At 33.3% G+C, this 16,704-nt stretch carries 13 protein-coding genes; 9 read left to right on the top strand and 4 right to left on the bottom strand.

All coding sequences use genetic code 11. From position 1 onward, the window contains the following. Window positions 1-63: 63 nt before the first annotated feature. From Q0787_RS01470 to Q0787_RS01455, 4 genes are all read right to left on the bottom strand, one after another. A complete protein-coding gene (locus tag Q0787_RS01470; RefSeq protein ID WP_298900426.1) occupies window positions 64-1,134 on the bottom strand; it encodes a nucleotidyltransferase family protein in 1,071 nt (356 codons plus the stop codon). Between the two features lie 53 nt (window positions 1,135-1,187). Further along, complete coding sequence (locus Q0787_RS01465) at window positions 1,188-2,327, bottom strand: hypothetical protein (protein ID WP_298900424.1); 1,140 nt, start codon at window positions 2,325-2,327, stop codon at window positions 1,188-1,190. A 14-nt stretch (window positions 2,328-2,341) separates the two neighbouring features. Further along, window positions 2,342-2,503 (bottom strand): hypothetical protein, encoded by a 162-nt coding sequence (locus tag Q0787_RS01460; protein WP_298900423.1) that lies wholly within the window; start codon window positions 2,501-2,503, stop codon window positions 2,342-2,344. An 80-nt stretch (window positions 2,504-2,583) separates the two neighbouring features. Beyond that, window positions 2,584-6,129 (bottom strand): T9SS type A sorting domain-containing protein, encoded by a 3,546-nt coding sequence (locus Q0787_RS01455; protein WP_298900422.1) that lies wholly within the window; start codon window positions 6,127-6,129, stop codon window positions 2,584-2,586. A 282-nt stretch (window positions 6,130-6,411) separates the two neighbouring features. Between Q0787_RS01455 and Q0787_RS01450 the strand changes: the two genes are divergently transcribed. From Q0787_RS01450 to asnB, 9 genes are all read left to right on the top strand, one after another. Continuing rightward, window positions 6,412-7,491, top strand: a complete 1,080-nt coding sequence (locus Q0787_RS01450) for a DegT/DnrJ/EryC1/StrS aminotransferase family protein (protein WP_298900421.1) — start codon at window positions 6,412-6,414, stop codon at window positions 7,489-7,491. A gap of 22 nt (window positions 7,492-7,513) precedes the next feature. Then, window positions 7,514-8,383: a sulfotransferase gene (locus Q0787_RS01445; RefSeq protein WP_298900420.1), complete on the top strand. Its 870-nt coding sequence runs from the start codon at window positions 7,514-7,516 to the stop codon at window positions 8,381-8,383. 11 nt (window positions 8,384-8,394) lie between these two features. Next, the gene (locus Q0787_RS01440) at window positions 8,395-9,588 is read left to right on the top strand and encodes a glycosyltransferase (protein ID WP_298900419.1); all 1,194 of its coding nucleotides are present in this window, start codon (window positions 8,395-8,397) and stop codon (window positions 9,586-9,588) included. Continuing rightward, complete coding sequence (locus Q0787_RS01435) at window positions 9,585-11,009, top strand: lipopolysaccharide biosynthesis protein (protein WP_298900418.1); 1,425 nt, start codon at window positions 9,585-9,587, stop codon at window positions 11,007-11,009. Before Q0787_RS01440 ends, Q0787_RS01435 begins: the two co-directional genes overlap by 4 nt. Continuing rightward, window positions 11,009-11,848: a nucleotidyltransferase domain-containing protein gene (locus tag Q0787_RS01430; RefSeq protein WP_298900417.1), complete on the top strand. Its 840-nt coding sequence runs from the start codon at window positions 11,009-11,011 to the stop codon at window positions 11,846-11,848. The genes Q0787_RS01435 and Q0787_RS01430 overlap by 1 nt, the downstream gene beginning before the upstream one ends. Beyond that, window positions 11,845-12,807, top strand: coding sequence for a hypothetical protein (locus tag Q0787_RS01425; protein ID WP_298900415.1), 963 nt, complete (start codon window positions 11,845-11,847; stop codon window positions 12,805-12,807). Before Q0787_RS01430 ends, Q0787_RS01425 begins: the two co-directional genes overlap by 4 nt. Window positions 12,808-12,866: 59 nt before the next feature. Then, window positions 12,867-13,946, top strand: coding sequence for a glycosyltransferase (locus tag Q0787_RS01420; RefSeq protein WP_298900414.1), 1,080 nt, complete (start codon window positions 12,867-12,869; stop codon window positions 13,944-13,946). A gap of 94 nt (window positions 13,947-14,040) precedes the next feature. Beyond that, a complete protein-coding gene (locus Q0787_RS01415) occupies window positions 14,041-14,715 on the top strand; it encodes a class I SAM-dependent methyltransferase (protein WP_298900413.1) in 675 nt (224 codons plus the stop codon). 83 nt (window positions 14,716-14,798) lie between these two features. Next, the gene (asnB, locus tag Q0787_RS01410) at window positions 14,799-16,697 is read left to right on the top strand and encodes an asparagine synthase (glutamine-hydrolyzing) (RefSeq protein WP_298900411.1); all 1,899 of its coding nucleotides are present in this window, start codon (window positions 14,799-14,801) and stop codon (window positions 16,695-16,697) included. Window positions 16,698-16,704 lie beyond the last annotated feature (7 nt).

Genomic DNA, 16,704 nt, shown 5'->3' with positions numbered 1-16,704 from the left:
AATTCAAAGATATACTTTGAACAATAATATTGCAAATAATCGTCAAAGTTATTATATTTTATGTTAGGGCTTAATAAATTTTGATTTTAATTCGCTCCAGATGCGGTGTCTGTCGTTATAAATGGCTTGTCTATATGGTCTACTTACAATAAAAGTGCTTAAACGAGATGGCAACTCACCTATTAGTGCAAAAAAGTGTAATTTTTTCTGATGAAATGAATGACGACGATATGACTTTAGTCTAGATTCGAAAGCGTTTATTCTTGATCGATTCAATTTTACATCTATAAATTCCTTGAAAAACACAGAATTTAAGGAGAAATAAGATGTATGATAACGACTATTTGTTGGTTTTAATAATTTTGGAAATAGCTTTATAAGTACCAAAGTATCATAGGTAGAACGCATACTAATTTTTGAATAATAGTGCGCCTTATCATTAATTTGAAAATTTAAAATATTGTGATTAAAAAGGTCTTCTTCGTGTAAAATATATACCTCATTGACAATTTGTCTTCTACTAAGGAGATTGTTGGTATCTAATACATGTCGTTTCGAACTATTCAGTAAATACTTATGTAGTTCTACTGCGGCCAACTCATCTTTTAAGGCTAATCTATCTAAATGTTTGTGTTCAAAAAAGCGCGCTTTAATACTCGACGGAAGCGTTGAGTAACCTTGATCTTTTAATAATTTAAAAGCATGTTCTATTTGATCTTCTTTTACCAATATATCAATGTCTCCAATCATGCGCTCTCCAATATCTTGGTAGATATTTTTAATTAAAAAAGCAGAGCCTTTTACAAAAGCATAGGTGATATTGTGTGCATTAAAAATTCGAGCGATCGCCTTTGATTGTTCAATTAAGCTGAGGTTTCGGTTTGTGTTAATTGTATTAATCTCTTCAAGGTAATAGGCTAGATCTTTCGAAATGAATTCAAGTAAATGTTTCTGTTTTAATCTGCAATATACTGTTGTCAATACTAAATGATCACTCGCCACTTTTACAAGAGCTTCTTCGTCAAACGATTCATTTAAAAGTGTTTCTTTTAAATCTGGGACATGATGCTCAAAACTTAAAATATTAGCAATAAGTTGTAAGGTGTTTTTATATGTGGATTTTAGTTCTAACAAAAGCTATAATTGAATAGTTCAAAAATAAACAAAGAAAATCCGAAACCGTATTATTAGGAATTAAATAGTGAATTAATACTAGAAACAGCAAATGCATTGTCGCTATAATTTAGATCATAGCATTTTATTTGACCAAGCCAATCTAAAAAAAGACGTGCATGTTTCTCATGGGAAGAAATCCACGAATCTGGTATTAAAGTTTCTAATATTTTTTCTACTGAAATGTTCTTAATATAGGATTCACTGTCTTTATTATAGGTGACATAAACAATATGATTGCATTGACAATGAAACTTAGAATTTTTCGTCCTCGACGTTGGAGGAACATATTTTAGGTTTACTTTTTTCGGACCAGTCTTATGTGTCTCCAAATCTTTAAAGCCATCAACAAGAGGTTCTAAAGTTGAGAAAGCACCTTTTTTAATCGAAATAGATGCTGGATAACTATAGAGGTTCAAATCCTCATATAAGGGTGTAAAATCATCTGCTAGCAAATCTAGTCCGCTAGCCATTAATAGGGCCGATAGCGTACTTTTACCATTTCCAGAATCACCAACTATCATGATGGAAGTCTTTCCATTAGTAATTGTAGAGCCATGAAATGTTGCAATCCATTTTTCGATATCAAGATTGTGAATGGCATTGGTGAGTTCTAGAGCAAATTTACCTTGTAGAAAATGAAACTTTTCAGTTTTATAACTACCAATGTGTTTATTATTCTTTAGAAAATGTAAGTCGTCATTTGTTTTGAAAATAGCGAACCTTATGTCTGGATTCGAAGCAGTATCAGTGTAATGATGAGCTATTTGAGGATGTATTAAACTTTCAATGATTGGAGATTCAAAATGTACGGTTACAATTGTATTATCAAAACGATAAGAACGTTCAATAGATAGCGATGATTTATGTGATGGACTAACCGTTTGATTTATGTGATCTATCGAAGATACTGTATTAGCATCTTCCAAAAAAAATGAAATTTCATTAAAAATATCCTTTCCTTTTAAAGGATCAATGTGCAATGTTTGATCCAGTGCATTGATAAATGCTTTTTTATCTGTAGAATTAAAGTATAAAGTAATTAACGTATATAAACTCTCAGATACGACAACATATCTATTAGACCTATGAAACCACAATATTGCAGTATCATTAATTTTATGCGCGTACTTCGGAGATAAACCCGTTTTCAAAATAAAAATAGAAATTAATCAAAAGGATTTCCTCCTGGATCTGGCGGAGAAGATGCTTGAGCTTTCTTAGGGTTAAGTATAAGAAATGTACCGATCGCTGTAAGCGCAGCGTACTTACCCATTTTTTGAAGGGCTTCCTTACGTGTAATTTGATTTTGAGGACTGTTTTTTTTCATTATGTGCTTTAACGAATGGTCAAAATTAATAAAATATTATTATGTGATTGACAATATCGCGTTTTTAATTTCTGTTACAGTTATTTAATTATCACTTTTTGAGCTCGTTGTTGTGAGTCATTGGTTAACTTAACAACATAAATTCCTGAAGTAATATTAGAAATATTAATAGCATTGGTAATACTTCTACTGTCTAGTTGAGTTGATAAAATCATACGACCTTGAATATCAAATAATTCGGCTTTCGTTTCGTTGTTTAACTCACCTTTGATCACCAATGTTTTTGGTGTTTTTGTCGTGTAAATTTGTATAGAACTAAAATCTTCCTCTGGTGTAGATAGCGCTTCTGCAGAAAACCTTAGGAAGAAACGTCCTGTTCCAGATAAGGTTGTCGATGGCGTAAATACGTAATCAGAAGTATTCAATAAAGTAAAGGTATTAGTTACATTATCTTCTAAATAAACGTCTATATTATCTGGGATGTCGGTATCTAAAATACTAACCGTTAACTGTTCTCCTTCATTAGCATTAATTCCAAGTGGAATGACTACATTATTAAGCGCGTCGTACTGCACAGATTGAACAGCTAAGTCTGCATTATTGTTGTTTTCTACCAGATGAGAATAGATAGCGAAATTAGGTGTATAGTTATTAAACATAACGGCATCGTATCCAGTATCCATACTCAATGAAGCGTTATTATTAAAATAGAAATCAGTATTGAATAAAGAACTTCCGTTCGACATTTGAAGTTTTAAGTGCGCTAATAAACTTGGATCTGAAAATCGTCCAGGAATGAAATCATCATTAGTACCAATAGAACGAGAAGCGGCATTAAAAGTAATTGTACCTCCTCCAGCTTTTGATGATACAAAGAAACCTTGTCCAGGGGCAATAACAGCATTTGGATTGGCATCAGAGTAGGCTTGATTCCAGATGGTAAAACCATTGGTTAAATCGCCATCATAACCATAAATTCCAGAGGTAGTAATGTTAAATTCGCTAGAGTTATCAGCCAAGAAGTTAGAAAGCAATATATAAGAAGGATAAGGGTTTCCTATAAGATTGAAATCACTATTTGTTCCTACAGTGATAGGGACAAGATTGTTAGTGGTTTCTACATTACCTACAAACCTGAACGTAGAGCCAGCTGCTGCAGTAGAGGCTGTTCTGTATCCAGTTCCCGCAACGATAAGAGAAGGGTCGTCTGAAGTTGTGTAATTGATATAGTCATTTGCATTGTTATCAAACGGTCCAAATAAGAATGAAGGTACACCTCCAATGGTTCCAGATGGAATATCTGCGTTAGCTGTTCTCAAAGCTAAAAATGTTTGGTCACTATTAGTTACTGGTGCTGCAACTAAATCATTAAAACCAGTGGTAGAGCCCGTAGATGCAAACTGATTGACATGACGGTTATAAGCAATGTTACCTTCAACACTGTTCGCAATTAAGCTAGAGTATGATGTTGACACCGAATTTAATTCAAACGTACCTCGGTTAACTAAACCAGAATTTGCAGTGATAGATTGTCCTGCTGAAATATTAGTGGTAGCAATATCGCTTACATACATGTTATTCACTTGAATATTAGTTGCAACATTGTAAGTTCCATCAAGAACATAAGCATTGTCAGCACCTGTAGTGCCAGATGGAGGATTAGGAGACCATCCATTATCTACATAGAGTAAACCATCAAAAACACTTACTAATTTGAAGTTGTCAAATCCTGAGAAACCTAAGTTTCCATTGTTTCTAACTCTAATTTCTAAACCTATAGTAGAGACCGTATCTGATATATCTACAGTTACAGTTCCTTGATCTGTATCAATTGCGCCATTTCCGTCTAAAAGAAAAACAGCCGCTTGAGTTACGCCATCAAGAATTAATCTGTATTGAGCGTCATCACTGTTATTTACATAACCATGAACATCCCAGTCAAAAGATAGTTTTACACTTTCAAAGTTGCTGATGTCAACTGTTGCTAATGTCAAGGTTGCAAAACCAGTTGTACCATTATCTCCTTCATCGTTTAAATCGTTCTCTCCAAAAATATTATTAGAAAAAGAAGGATTATCCAATGGAGATGCACTAGCAATATCTATAACGCCATAATAACCATCTGTACCCCAACCGTTGTCAAATGTTGCAACATCGGTAGTGTATGTCCATTCTGGTGTAGCTCCATCAAAGTCCTGAACTGCAATGGTAATTAACGGGCCATTAATGTCAAATGCGGTACTTACCGCAGCAATTAATCCGCCTCCAAAAGTAATTAGCGTCGTTGCAGTTTCTTCTTCATTAAACACAATAGTATCTAATGTGGCTAAACCGTTAGTAATAGTATAATTAATTAAACCAGGGTCTAAAGATCCACCAGAAACAACAGAAACAGTTCCATTAAAATCTAAGTCTTGGTTGTTATTTGCATCAACTGTAATAATTGTAGGAGCAGGGCTCATGGTTTCAAATTGAAATGAATCTACAGGTTCTTGATCAAAAGCTAAAGCTGTAGCTACAACTTCAATTCTATTATCATCACCAACAATTGGTGTTTGAGCACCTCCAGCATTAAAGGTTGTAAAACCTGATCCGCTACCAATGTCTGCGGTTGCAGCACTTATTGTTAATTGAATTTGTTGATTGTCAACGACTGTTGAATTAAATGTTACATAAACATCAAAAGTTTTTGATCCATTATCTGGAGCTGTTAAGCCAGTAAGTCCAACAAAGTTAACCGTACTTGAAACAGATGTGATTTCAGCAATATTTGTGGCGCCATCAAAAATAGCTATGGCAGCAATATTATCACTATTACTTATGTCAAATCCTAAATCGGTAAGTATAGTGTCAACGGTATCGGCGTCTGTAAGGTCGTCTCCACCATCTTGAATTGTAAATTCACCAACTTTAATAGCATTTGCTGTAGTTAATCCTGATGTTGCATTATAAGCGTTATAGTCAATATTGTCTGATGGATCAAAAGTAGATGCGATAATGTTAGACTCTATGTCATTTGTAGCTGTTGTAGTAATGTCTCCTCTTAATCTAAGCCCAGGAAGTGCAATACCAAAATCAGACCATGATGCCTGACCTCTTACACGTAACCAACCTCCATTTGTAGCTGCTCCCCAAGCATATAATCTAAACGTAATGGTTCCGCCAGTACCAGAGTCTATGTTAAGCCCAGTAATATTAGTCACCACATTTGTGTTCTCCGGAATAGCCACAGCTGTATTAACAGCAACTCCTGCAGTTGCAAAATTGTCTAAACTATAAAATAATTGCCAATTGGTTGGACCATTAGGGTTTCTTCTTAATCTTATATCAATACGTTGAATTTCTATATCGTTAATGGCACTAGCAGATGTAGACCATTCCATGTAATCGTCATTAGTTTCAGCATCAGCTTGGGATGTACCTGTCCAGCTGTTTGAAGAAAAATCTGTACCAGCTCTTAAAGCTACACCAGCACCTCTAGTGAGACCTACAGATGAAATAGTTGGATCGCTTCCAGTAGTCGTTGGCCCAATGATGTTATCTCTGTCAATGGTCACAATTGGAGTTTGAGAAAATCCAAATGAAAACAAAAGTAGTGTTACTGCTGCTAAGTAAATTTTTTTCATAACAATAATAATTTAATTTTTTTTCTTAAATCACTTATTTTAAATTCGATCTAAAGCAAATTGAGGGAATTGTCAAAGATAATAAAAGATATGAGTGATAAAAACTAATTCTATGGTTTTTGTACTAATACACTGCAAAAGTTATACCTTTAAGGTAAGTAATTTATGCCTAATAAGAGGCTCTTTTGATAAGAAATAGTTCTTTTTGTGTTACAGTCCCTATTAAATTTTAGAATATATTTGCACACTTACATGTATTAATTAAGATTGCTTAATAACTCTATGATTACTGTTACTAAAACTTTTTTCCCTCCAATTGAAGAATATAAAGCTTATGTGGATGCCATATGGGAAAATAAATGGTTGACAAATAATGGAGACCTTACGCAAGAATTAGCGCGTAAGTTAAAATCACATCTCGACGCAAATCATCTTATATTGATGACCAATGGAACATTACCCATTCAAATTGCTCTAAATGCCTTTGCCGATGAGGGAGAGGTAATTACTACACCATTTTCTTATGTAGCAACAACATCGAGCATTGTTTGGGAAAAATGCACACCTGTTTTTGTAGATATACATCCAGATTATCTTACAATTGATGAGACTCAAATAGAACAAGCAATTACCAGCAGAACAACGGCAATTTTGGTAACGCATGTATATGGTAACCCTTGTGATATAGACGCTATAGATGTCATAGCAAAAAAGCATAACTTAAAAGTTATATACGATGCGGCACACTGCTTTGGTGTAACTTATAAAGGAAAACCTATATTTAACTATGGAGATGTTAGTGTGTGTAGTTTTCATGCTACCAAACTATTTCATACAGGTGAAGGAGGCGCGTTATTTTGTCAAGATGAAGCGACTTATCATCAAATGCTCTATAGACATAAATTTGGACACGATGGACCCTTAAGATTTCATGGTATCGGTATTAATGCTAAAATAAGCGAGCTCCAGTCGGCCATGGGGTTAAGTGTTTTGCCATATATTGACGATATAATCGCCGATCGAAAACGGGTTTGCGATTTATATGATAATTTATTAGATTTTAAAAAACTTAGAAGACTTAAAATTAGAGCGCATACAGAATGGAACTATAGTTATTATCCCATTATTTTTAATTCTGAATCAGATTTGTTAAAAACCGAAAAATTACTGAATGCTAATGACATTATGCCTAGACGTTATTTTTATCCAATTTTGTCATCATTAGATTATGTAAATAATACAAATAACGTCAGTGTTTCGGAAGATATCGCTCCTCGCATTTTATGTTTACCGCTATATTACGGTTTAGAGAATGAGGATGTTAAGAGAATATCAGAACTTGTTTCAAATTCGATTGGATAACCTTAGTTAATAGTAGTTCAGGATGACATATCAAAACGTATTTATTATTGGTAGCCCTAGATCTGGCACCTCATTGTTTAGAATGATGATGAGTAGTCATTCATCTATTGTGGTGCCTCCAGAATGCGGATTTATCCAGTGGTGGTATGAAGACTATAAAGACTGGAATATTGAAAATACACAATCTATTAAGGATGTACAATCTTATATTTCCAACTTAAAAACATCAAAAAAGATTGAAACTTGGAATTTGGATTACCTAGCCTTGGAGACTTTAATTAAAACGAAACAACCCAAGTCTTATCAAGAATTAACATCGCTGGTCATACACCAATATGGTATTCAAAAAGAAAAAGGAGCGTCTATGGTCTTAGGGGATAAAAACAATTACTACATAGATCATCTCGACTTGCTTAACCACATTTACCCCAATGCCAAGTATTTAATTATTGTTAGAGATTCTAGAGATGTCGTTTGCAGTTGTTTAAAAGTGAATTCACTCGCAACAGATTCTAAATACAAGCCAAAATTTCCTGAAACTATCAAGGATATAAGCCTAGATTGGCTCCATAAAAATGAAACTATATTAAGTTTTTTAGAATCTATTAGCCCATCAAATTATGCGCTTATTAGATACGAGGATTTATTGAATGAACCACAAATAGAATTACAAAAGTGTACCGAAGTGCTCAATTTACAGTTTGAAGATCAAATGCTGGATTACTATAAAAATAAGATGGAACCATCTGCGCTTTTAGATTGGAAAAAGAAAACTAATGAGCAATTAGATAAAAATAACACCCAAAAATACCTCGAACAATTATCTGCAGCACAGATTGATGAAATTATGTCTGTTTCTGGACATTTAATGAGTAAATTTGGTTACCATTAGACATTCTTCGCATGGATTCATCTAAAAGTCAAATTAAAAAACTGTACTATATTTCTCCTAGAGATATGCGAAAAAACAGAGCCGATGCTGTCCATATGATGTACAGTTGTGCGGCTTTTTCTAATCATGGTATTGATGTGGAGTTGATTACACCAAAGGTTCAACGCAAGGATTATACCTTGGAGAATAACGATATTTTTAGCCTCTATGATGTTCCTGAAAATTTTAAAATAACAGAATTAAATACAAAAATAAGAGAGGTTAATAATAAGTCCTCGGCTATAGTAGTCTTAATGAATAGGTTTGTGTTTAATTTTATGTTTATACTACAACATCTTTCGGTCTTTAGACATAAACATGTTGTCGTTTATAGTAAATGCTATACGTCTGTTATTCCTTATATTATTCTTAAGTTTTTTGGACTTATAAGATGTAAATTAGTATTCGAAACCCCATTTTTGAGTAATAACAATTATCATAAGTTCATAATGAAACGAATGCATGCTATTGTTGTCATGACATCGCATGTTGAGGAGTTTTTAGTGAATACCTTTAAAATTCCTAAGGAAAAAATAATAAAATCTCCAGTTCGGTTTCAAACAGATTACCAAGATCCAACAGATATTAATAAAGCGAAACATCGCAACTATTTAAACTGGGAGAATGATATCAAATATGTCGTTTATGCTGGGAAGACAGGAGGAAATTTAAAGCGAATACAAGTTTTCGCAGAGGCGTCTGATGCTTTTGAAAATACAAAATTTGTTATTGTTGGTGCTACTGAAGGATTACAAAACGAATATAAAAATAAGGACCATAAAAATCTAATTTTATACCCATTTCAAACGTATCCAGAATATTTGAAATTTGTACAAGCAGCGGATGTTTTAGTCGCTACCTATGAAGATACATTTTATAACAGATATACTTTGAGTCCAGGTAAAGGCGGTGCTTATTTGCAAAGTGAAAATCCAGTAATTTTTACAGATTTACCATGTTTGAAAGAACGATTTCCTAATGATCTAGTATCATTTGTTGTACCCGATGATTCCCAAGATTTAATTGAAAAAATAACCCACATACTCGATCATTATAAAACCTATAAAGAGCAGGCAAAGAAAGGAGCAAATTTTGTATCAAATAAGACATTTACAGATGCTTCTGCTCATATATTGAAAAAATTAAATTATATTCTTTTTAGTTGAGTAAGAGTAAAATCATAAAAGGAGGTTTTTACCTCACAATCGTTAATGTATTATCGCAATTATTGGCTATTGTCGTTAATATTGTATTAGCGCGTCTACTGTTACCTGAAGATTTTGGTTTGGTCGCCTTAACAATGACTTTTATTGGTTTTATAATCTTGTTTACAAGCATGGGATTTGGAGCCTCTATAATTCATGAACGCGAAACAACTCAACAAAAACTATCCTCTATTTATTGGTTGAATTTTGGACTAGCCATTCTTTCGTTCATTATAATTATTTCAACCGCTCAATTTGCTGCAGATTTTTATGATGAGCAGCAATTAACATCAATAGTTTTTGTTGCGGCCATTAATATTTTGATAACGCCTCTTTTTATTATCCACTATAAACTTTTAGAAAGAGATTTAGAGTTTAAAACAATTAGTAAAATAAACCTGTCTGGTACTGTAATAGGTTCTATTGCCGCTGTGATAGGTGCCTATTTAGGTTTGGGCGTCTATGCTCTTATTTTACAATCCTTAGTGTCGTCCTTTATAAGATTGATATTAGTTTTACTTTTTAAGAGATGGAGGCCAAATCTGTATTTTAATTTTAAAGAAATTAAAGGAATGGTATGGTACTCATTAAAATTTAAAGCATCTAGTACGGCATTGTATTTTGAAAGAAATATCGATTATTTAATTCTAGGTAAATTCTTTTCTAGCGTAATTTTAGGATATTATGCATTTGCCTATAATATTATGTATACACCAGTAAAGCGGATTTCGTATATATTTAGCGAGGTGTTATTTCCGTCGTTTTCTTCTTTTAAAGATGATAAAGAAAAAATTATAAATGGATATTTTAAGTCGGTACAGCTTATAGCTATGGTGTCTATTCCCGCTATGACAATCCTAGCTTTTAATGCTGAGTTAATTATCCAAACCGTGTTTGGGCAAAAATGGGATGCTGCAATTCCTATTGTACGAATTCTTTGCTTCGCTGGAGCCATCCAATCTATAAGCCAATTTGGTGGTGTTATTTTTTCTAGTATTGGTAAGCCCGAAGTGACTATGTATGTCTCTATAGGAAGAACTATTTTAACGGTATTAGCCATTGTTATTGGTGTGCAATATGGTGTGCTGTGGGTGGCCTATTTATTGGTTGCGGCTAAAGCAATTGCATACCTGTTGTTTTTGGTTGTGTTAAATCATCATATTCCATTTAAAGGAATACAATTACTAAAAAGTTTGAAAGGACCTATCATTTCATTGGTGACGCTTGCCGCGATTTATATTTTATTCTATTTGCAATATTTAAATGTTGGCGAATGGTCTCTTTTAGGAGTAATGATGCTAATGTCCTTGATCGTTTTATATGTATTTCATAAACAGACAATTATTGATATTTTTAAAGTGTTAAAATCGAAAGCAAACTAATGCAATCAACTAATGAACATCAAGTGATAATTCCTTTATATGATGGGACGCTTCCATTGGTAAGTCGTATTTCCAAATTGGTCGAATCTAAATATTCTGAAGTTTTTTATGCCGTAATTGTGCATGGTAGTGTTGCTACCAATGAGGTTATTCCATATAGCGATTTTGACGGATTACTCATTGTAAAGGATCAATTTGTAAATTCGAAAGCACTAGAAACGTTTAAAAGAGAAAGTATGAAAATGATGTTGCGTTTTGATCCCTTACAACATCATGGCTGGTTTCAAATTAAAGAAAGTGATCTAGGTAGTTATCCAGAAGATTACCTTCCAGTGAGTACTTTAAGCTATTCTAAATGTATATTTCCGAAGATGTCTAACCTCAAGTTAGACCTCGAGTTGCGCCATGAAATTGACTATAAAAAGGCTTTGGTCAATATGCTAAACCAGTTTGAGTGGCGATCTAAGCATAATTGGAAACCCAAAAATAGTTACCAGTTAAAAAGTATGCTCAGTCAGGTGATGCTAATACCTTGTTTATATTTTTCAGTAATGCATAATGATGGAATTTTTAAAAAGGATAGTTTTAAGGCGGTACAAGAAGATTTTAGTTCTAGCGAATGGATGCCAATAGCGATCGCAACAGATGTAAGACAGCATTGGGTGTATAAAATGAATGGTTTTCAAAAACTGTTATTGCAACAACCAAATACCCTTATAAGAAAAATAGCAACGCGTTTCTTTGCCCCAAAAATTGCACCACAGATACAAGAAAAATTAGATAATACGTTCTATAAAAACCTTATGATTATGGTTGAAAAAATAAAAAGAGAGGTATGAGGTTAAACTATATAGATCATCCTGTAAGTATACCTGTGACTCAATATGAAGCACTCAAAACAAAATTGGTGAAGACCTTATTGGCAAATGATGCCGTATTGAGTGTTTATCAAATGGGTTCAGTAAAACATCCTGGGATATCAGATTTGGATATTATTTGTGTCTTTAAAAAAGGGGGACAATGTGCAGCTAATTTGAGACCAGAACTAAATGCAGATGAGCAAAATATCCTCACACATGGTGTGTTTGGTGTTGAAGAGCCAGATTTACAGCAAAGCATGTCCTTCAACCTTATTTCTAATTTGAAGCATTTAGGTGGAAAGAATCTAAATTTAAGCGATAATAATTTAAACACCAGCGAAGATTTAAAAAGGCAAATAGCTCTAGAGTATCTTGTAAAAATGCTCATTACAATTGATGCTCAAGTTACCATGAAGATCATTAAACTTCGTGCATTTTTATTACTTGCAAAGGCCATCGAATTCGATTTGCAATTATTAAATGTTAATCAAGGGAAACTCTACGATTTGGTTCAACAAGTGATTCAATATAGGAGCGATTGGTACGCAAATAAGCCAAATCAAGACGATGTTTCAAACTTAATTTTAAATTTTAATATTGAATTAAGACAGTTTTTGAAAAAGGAGTTGCAACATGCTCAACTGTACTTGCCAAGAACACTAGTGAGGTTGCCAGGTAACTTCTCCATACAACAACATAAGATGTTTTCAATAGAGCATAAAGGCATGGTGTTACCAAATCAACTTAGTTTTTTAGGTAGAAAATATATTAATCTTCAAAATAGACTTAATTCGTTTACCTACAAATTACCTTTTGAAATTCCAGCAAGTGGCTCTATTCATGAAGAACGATTTCAGTTTAGTGAAAATATGGTTGCTTCCAGTAGAGCACGTTATCCTTATTTTCTGCCCTTAACAACAAGCTTGGGGATCTATTGAGATTAAAGCATCGCAAAAACAATTAATATATCTACTTTTACATATTATAAATTAAGTTATTGAAAGTAATTCATTACATAGGAAGCTTGGCATTTGGCGGGATTGAACGTTTGGTCTATGATTTGGTATCACAGCAAACTAAACAGGAAGTGATAGAGGTTTCTATTGGAGTTGGTTGCTTAAACGGAGAATTTAAAACACAATTCGAAAGCCTCGATGCCACACTAATTAACCTCAATTTAAAGTCTGGTTATGATCTAAACCCATCAAAGATTTTAAAGATTTCAAAGCAATTTAAATTGTTTGATGTTATTCATCTTCATGCATTTCATCTCAGTATTGTGTTGGCGGCACTTTTGTCTGGAAAAAAGATTGTTTACACGGAACATGGTAATTTCGGATTTGGGAGGACCATAAAAACGTCAGATAAAATTAGTTTTTTTTTACGCAAACTATTTTTTAAAACTACTGGAGTAAATATTTACTGTAACTCAAATTTTACAAAGCGTTATGTTGAATCCCATTTTTATGGCGGAAAACGGCTTCATTTATTGTATAACGGAAGCGCATTAAATTATTCAATACATCGAAATCTACTAGCCGATTTGAAACGTAAATATGAAAACAAATACGTTATTGGAACATCATCGCGATTGGCTGGTTTTAAACGAATCGATCGGTTAATTACTGTATTTTCAACCTATGTTAAAACTAATCCTTCGTCAGTATTAGTTATTGTAGGAGAAGGGGTCGAGCGTCAAAATTTAGAACAGCAAGTTTCAAATTTAAACTTAGAGAATCATGTAGTTTTTGAAGGGTTTCAGCAAGAAGTAGCTACTTATCAATCTGTTTTTGATGTATGTGTGTTTTCTTCTACAAATGAGCCTTTTGGTTTAGTAGCTGTAGAATGCTTTAGTAAAAAGAAACCTGTGTTAGTATTTGAAGATGGCGGCGGAATTACCGAAATTGTAGATAAATTTCAACCTAAGGATATTTGTAAAGATACTCAGGCCATGATTAGTAGGCTGGATTACTATAAAGAACATGATTTTGCTTGGAGTCAACATCATGATGAACAATTGACGTTCTTTAGTTTAGAACGTATGGAAAAGGAATACTATAACGCGTATTGCAAATAACATAAAAGCCCCAAAATAAAATACTATGTTAAAGTTAAGCCATAAAAATAAAAATTACTTTTTTTCAATTTTTCACCACCCAGTATCAAGGGTAATGAAATCTGAACTCTTTATAAAATACATTAAACTAGTTGATAAACGTACATCGGTTCTAGATTATGGGTCTGGTGATAGCCCTTACAAGGTTATGCTCAATGAATATTTTAACGAGTATGTGGCTGCAGATTATCAGGTAACCAATGAAAAGCATAGTGTAAGACCAGATATATTTATTGATGATAACCAACATGTAAATGTTGCTGACCAACGGTTTTCTTGCGTTGTAGTCTCAGAAGTTTTAGAGCATATCTATAAACCTCACGACGCACTTCAAGAGTTTAAACGCATTCTAGAACCTAACGGATATGTCATTGGTACAGTTCCTTTTTTTATGTGGGAACATGAACGACCTTACGATTTTCATCGTTATACTTACTTTGGATTAAAACGTATGTTTGAAGACAACGGATTTGAAATCGTTAAACTCGACTATGTCGGAGATATAGTAGGCGTTTTCACCTATTGTTTTAGTAAACTTTTTGGAGTCTTTATTAAACCATTTAGAAAAATTAAACCTTTGTTTTTTGTGCTAAAAACTATTATAAAAATCCCATCTTTGCTATATTATTATGTTGTTAAGATAAAAGCGGTGAAATCGTTTTTTAAGAAATACTTTGGCGAATATCCATTTGGGTTTGTTTTTGTATTGAAAAGCAAATCGAAAAACTAGTATTATACTTTTGTCTATACATAAAATGGAGGTATTTATGATTATTTCTGAAACATCTATAACCAATCTAAAGCACTAATTACATGTGTGGCATAAACGGAATATTTCAATTGTCGTTGGGCAATTTACATTTGAAAGATGCGGTGTCTGGAATGAACGGTCAATTGGCGCATCGTGGACCAGATGATAATGGGATTTGGATTGATGAATCTCATAAACTAGCCTTGGGTCAAACACGATTGAGTATTTTAGATTTGTCTAGTGCTGGGCATCAACCCATGCACGATCATACTGCTAAAAACACCATTGTTTATAATGGTGAAGTGTTTAATTATCAGTTGCTTAATAATGAATTTTTAAAAGAGGAGACTTTTAACTCACATTCTGATACTGAAACAATCTTGAAATTGTATCGAAAATTTGGTATTGACATGCTTAAACATCTCAACGGCATGTTCGCCTTTGCTTTATGGGATGCCTCGCAAGAAGCCTTAATATTAGCTAGAGATCGGTCGGGTAAAAAGCCATTATACTTTTCAGAAATGAATGGTAATTTTTCGTTTTCGTCTGAACTTAAAGCACTTTTCCAGCTTCCTTGGATTAAAAAAGAAATTGATGATAAAGTATTATATGATTTCCTAACGTTTAATTCGGTAGCGACACCACATACCATGTTTAAAGGTATTTCAAAATTTAAACCAGGACATTATATGGTTGTTACCAAATCTGGGATAAAAACCTATGAGTCGTTTAATGATTTAAAGTATAAAAAACTCGAATTTTCTTCTGAGAAAGAGCTTGAGGATATTGTGTTTAATAAGCTGGAGGAATCGGTTAAATTACGAATGATTTCAGATGTTCCTGTTGGTGCATTTCTAAGTGGAGGAGTTGATTCTTCGGCCATTGTGGCTCTCATGAGGGACAATACGCCTAATGCTATTAAAACATTTACCATTGGTTTTGAAGATCAACCCAATTATAACGAGCTTCAATATGCCGATAAAATTGCCAAGCGTTATAACACAAATCACTTTGTAAAAACAGTAACGCCTAATGACCTCTTAGATTTTATTCCTAAAATCACAGATATCTATGATGAGCCTCAGGCCGATACTACCGCAATTCCTATTTATTTTATTTCACAATTGGCAAAAGAAGAAAACATAAAAGTGGTCTTAAATGGTGATGGCCCAGACGAATTGTTTAGTGGCTATAGTAATTTTGAGAAATACGTTAAAACATATCAGTATTTTAAATTGGCAAATAAAGCACCCAAATTTATCAAAGGGATTGCCAATACAGTTATAGATACCATGATGCCAGATAGTCCACTTTCTGAAATGACAAATAGACTATATCATAAGCAAGATTTTTATTGGCCTGGAGCTGCTGGGATGAAAGAAGGTGTTAAACTAGATATCTTGTCAAAGGGGTTCAAAGAAAAAGTTAATGGCCATTCATCGTATAACTACGTAAAACAGTTAAAACAGGAATATCTTAAATTTTTGGATGGCCAAAATTTTGACTATGTCAATTGGTTATGTTATTCGGGCTATAGACATGCGGTGACAGAGCGATTTCTTTTTCGAGCAGATCGATTAGGGATGGCAAATTCTATCGAAGCTAGGAGCCCGTTTTTGAATCATGAAATGGTGCAATTGGCATTGTCAATTCCCGGAGAATACAAAATTAAAAACGGAGTTAATAAGTACATTCTTAAAAAATCTTTAGAACGCATCTTACCAGAAGATATCCTGTATAGAAAAAAAATGGGTTTTAATTTACCTATAAGAGAGTGGGCTAAAGAAACCATTTATAATGGTGTTAAGGATAATATTGAGAGTTTTAATAAGGACACTAATTTGTTTAATTTGGATGAGGTAAACACCCAATTGCGATTGCTAAAAGATGGAAATGATAAATACACTAATAATATTTGGACTATGTATTTCTTGATTAATTGGTATAAAAAGTGGTTTTAAATTAGCG

The organism is uncultured Psychroserpens sp., from assembly GCF_947492715.1.
GTDB lineage: Bacteria > Bacteroidota > Bacteroidia > Flavobacteriales > Flavobacteriaceae > Psychroserpens.
This window is presented reverse-complemented; position numbering and strand designations above follow the sequence as displayed.

Bases quoted from the DNA above. Each gene is read 5' to 3' on its own strand.
- asnB (WP_298900411.1), top strand. From the start codon at position 14,799: ATGTGTGGCATAAACGGAATATTTCAATTGTCGTTGGGCAATTTACAT.
- Q0787_RS01425 (WP_298900415.1), top strand. From the start codon at position 11,845: ATGAGGTTAAACTATATAGATCATCCTGTAAGTATACCTGTGACTCAA.
- Q0787_RS01455 (WP_298900422.1), bottom strand. From the start codon at position 6,129: ATGAAAAAAATTTACTTAGCAGCAGTAACACTACTTTTGTTTTCATTT.
- Q0787_RS01440 (WP_298900419.1), top strand. From the start codon at position 8,395: ATGGATTCATCTAAAAGTCAAATTAAAAAACTGTACTATATTTCTCCT.
- Q0787_RS01450 (WP_298900421.1), top strand. From the start codon at position 6,412: ATGATTACTGTTACTAAAACTTTTTTCCCTCCAATTGAAGAATATAAA.
- Q0787_RS01415 (WP_298900413.1), top strand. From the start codon at position 14,041: ATGAAATCTGAACTCTTTATAAAATACATTAAACTAGTTGATAAACGT.
- Q0787_RS01460 (WP_298900423.1), bottom strand. From the start codon at position 2,503: ATGAAAAAAAACAGTCCTCAAAATCAAATTACACGTAAGGAAGCCCTT.
- Q0787_RS01445 (WP_298900420.1), top strand. From the start codon at position 7,514: ATGACATATCAAAACGTATTTATTATTGGTAGCCCTAGATCTGGCACC.
- Q0787_RS01430 (WP_298900417.1), top strand. From the start codon at position 11,009: ATGCAATCAACTAATGAACATCAAGTGATAATTCCTTTATATGATGGG.